At 64.9% G+C, this 2,845-nt stretch carries 4 protein-coding genes; all 4 read left to right on the top strand.

Going from position 1 to position 2,845, the window contains the following annotated elements; translation table 11 throughout:
• The first annotated feature begins 98 nt into the window (after positions 1 to 98).
• Positions 99 to 452, top strand: a complete 354-nt coding sequence (gene tnpA / locus NKH41_RS33915; RefSeq protein ID WP_352935959.1) for an IS66-like element accessory protein TnpA — start codon at positions 99 to 101, stop codon at positions 450 to 452.
• Positions 449 to 796, top strand: a complete 348-nt coding sequence (tnpB, locus tag NKH41_RS33910) for an IS66 family insertion sequence element accessory protein TnpB (protein WP_352849733.1) — start codon at positions 449 to 451, stop codon at positions 794 to 796. Before tnpA ends, tnpB begins: the two co-directional genes overlap by 4 nt.
• Before the next feature lie 66 nt (positions 797 to 862).
• A complete protein-coding gene (gene tnpC, locus NKH41_RS33905; protein WP_352935956.1) occupies positions 863 to 2,539 on the top strand; it encodes an IS66 family transposase in 1,677 nt (558 codons plus the stop codon).
• Positions 2,491 to 2,845, top strand: a 355-nt coding sequence (locus tag NKH41_RS33900) for a hypothetical protein (RefSeq protein ID WP_352935962.1), incomplete at its 3' end; no start/stop codon positions are given. The genes tnpC and NKH41_RS33900, both read left to right, overlap by 49 nt.

Below are 2,845 nucleotides of genomic sequence, written 5' to 3'. Positions count from 1 at the left end.
GTCGTACGCCTCCGGCGAGGGCCGCCTTGCGGGAGCATGGCCCGGTAGCGAAGCTGCGCTCTTAAGGTCGTCCTTTCGAGCGTAGTTAGCAGCACAGCATGAGCCATGTGACGTTATTGACCGGACCGGAGCGTCGTCGTCGTTGGCGTGAAGAGGATCAGTGCCGGATAGTGGCCGCGGCATTCGCGCCCGGGGCCACAGTGGCGGTGGTGGCGCGTCAGTACGATGTCGCGACCAGCCTGATCTATAAGTGGCGGCGCACGATGAGAACCCGCGAGACGGGCTTTGCCGAAGTTGTCGTGGTTCCCGATAAGCCTGTCGCCGTTTCGCGGCTGGCGGCGTCCCCAGCGGTGATCGAGCTGGAGATCGCCGGCAAGGTGCGGCTGCGGATTCCGCTGACCACGCCGCCGACACTGGCGGCGGCGATGGTGAAGGCGCTGGGCGTTTCATGATCCCGGTTCCGAGCCAGGTGCGGATCTGGTTGGCAGTCGGCCAGACCGATATGCGTCGCGGAATGCAGGGTCTCGCTCTGCAGGTTCAGGAGACGTTGGGCCGGGATCCGCATGCCGGCGATCTTTATGTCTTCCGCGGCCGCAGCGGCAACCTGATCAAGATTATCTGGCATGATGGGCTCGGCATGTCGCTGTATGCCAAACGGCTCGAGAAGGGCCGGTTTCTATGGCCGTCGCCGGCGGACGGCACGGTTTCCATATCACCGGCGCAGCTTGCCTACATGCTCGACGGGATCGATTGGCGCAACCCGCGTCACACGTTCCGACCTGAGCGCGCGGGCTGAGTTTTTCTTTGAGTTTGCGCCATTTTCCGCGAGTCAGCGGACGCGTTTTATGATTCACTCCAGGGCATGGTTGCCACCGCCCAGGATGCTGTTCCGGACGATATTGGCGCGCTGAGAGCAGCGCTGACCGCGGCGCTGGCCAGAGCCGAAGACGAGGCCGCACGCGCTGCGCTGGTCGAGGCCGAACTGGCGGTCGCCAGGGCCAAGGCATCGGATGATGCGGCGCTGATTGCACATCAGGATCTGACGATCCGCAAGCTGCAGCGGGCGCTGCATGGTCAGAGTTCTGAACGTGCCGCCCGCCTGCACGACCAGATGGAGCTCACCTTCGAGGAACTCGAGAGCACGGCCACGGAAGACGAGATCGCCGCCGAACAGGCAGCGGCCCGGACCACCGAGGTGGCGCCTTACATGCGCAAGCGACCGGCGCGCCAGCCATTTCCCGAGCACCTGCCGCGCGAACGCGTGGTCGAGCCGGCGCCGACCGCTTGCCACTGCTGCGGCGGTCATCGGCTGCGCAGGCTGGGTGAGGATATCACCGAGACGCTGGAGGTGGTGCCGCGGCAATGGAAGGTGATCCAACACGTGCGGGAGAAGTTCACCTGCCGCGACTGCGAGGCGATCAGCCAGGCTCCGGCGCCGTTCCACGCCACCCCGCGTGGCTGGGCCGGTCCCGGCCTGCTGGCGATGATCCTGTTCGAGAAGTTCGGCCAGCATCAGCCGCTCAACCGCCAGGCTGAACGCTATGCGCGCGAAGGCGTGCCGCTCAGCCTGTCGACGCTCGCCGACCAGGTCGGCGCCGGCGCCGCGGCGCTGATGCCGCTGTTCAAGCGGCTCGAAGCCCATGTGCTGGCCGCTTCGCGTCTGCACGGCGACGACACGACGGTGCCGGTCCTGGCCAAGGGCAAGACCGATACCGGCCGATTATGGACCTATGTGCGTGATGACCGACCGTTCGGCGGTGTCGATCCGCCGGCGGTCGTGTTCTACTATTCGCGCGATCGCCGAGGCGAACATCCCGCGGCGCATCTCGCCGGCTGGAGCGGCATTCTGCAGGCCGATGCCTATGGTGGTTATGGCGATCTCTATACGGCGGCCCGTCAGCCAGCGCCTATTCTGGAAGCCAGCTGTTGGGCTCACAGCCGGCGCAAAGTGTTCGAGCTAGCCGATATCGAGGCGGCGGCGCGCAAGAAGGCGCACGGCGAGAAGCCCAACCTGGTCTATCCGCTCGCGGTTGAAGCCGTGAAGCGCATCGATGCCCTGTTCGATATCGAGCGCGAGATCAACGGCCTGTCGCCGGCCCAACGCCACGCCGTGCGCCAGGAGCGGACCCTGCCGCTGGTCGCGGAGCTCGAGACCTGGATGATCGAGACGCGCGACAAGCTCTCGCGCGGACATGATCTGACCAAGGCCTTCAACTACATGCTGCGCCGCTGGTCATCCTTCGCCCGGTTCCTCGACGACGGGCGGATCTGCCTATCGAACAATGCAGCCGAGCGAGCCCTGCGCGGCATCGCTCTCGGCAGAAAGTCCTGGCTGTTCTGCGGTTCCGATCGCGGCGGACAGCGCGCTGCCGTTCTCTACAGCCTGATCGTCAGCGCCAAGATGAACGATATCGACCCTCAGGCCTGGCTCGCCGATATCCTGGCGCGCATCGCAGCCCACCCAGCCCATCGGATCGATGATTTGCTGCCGTGGAATTGGAGATCCGCACAACTGCGGACCCAATCAGCGGCGGCCTGATCATGCAGCGCAATAAGGTGCATCACGTCTACACCGTTGAACGTGTCGCCAGGGACCTCGGCGTCAGCGAAGCGCTCATCCAGGACCTGACGCTCGGTCTCGAGCCCGAGGACGGCGTCATCTGGGTCTACGGCGCCAACGATGACGACGGGATCTTGGCATTCACCGATGAAAGGCATCGAGGAGGTCGAACTCCTCCTCGAAGAATATCATCGCGTCTCCCCATCAAAAACTTGACCCGGCACCGCGGTGCTCAGGTCCTCATGGCCGCCGGATACACGTCTGCGGTCTTCACCGGATGGGTAC

It is taken from the genome of Mesorhizobium sp. M1169, assembly GCF_040318345.1.
Lineage (GTDB): Bacteria > Pseudomonadota > Alphaproteobacteria > Rhizobiales > Rhizobiaceae > Mesorhizobium.
The sequence above is the reverse complement of the archived record's forward strand: the minus strand, read 5'-3'. Positions and strand labels throughout refer to the sequence as shown.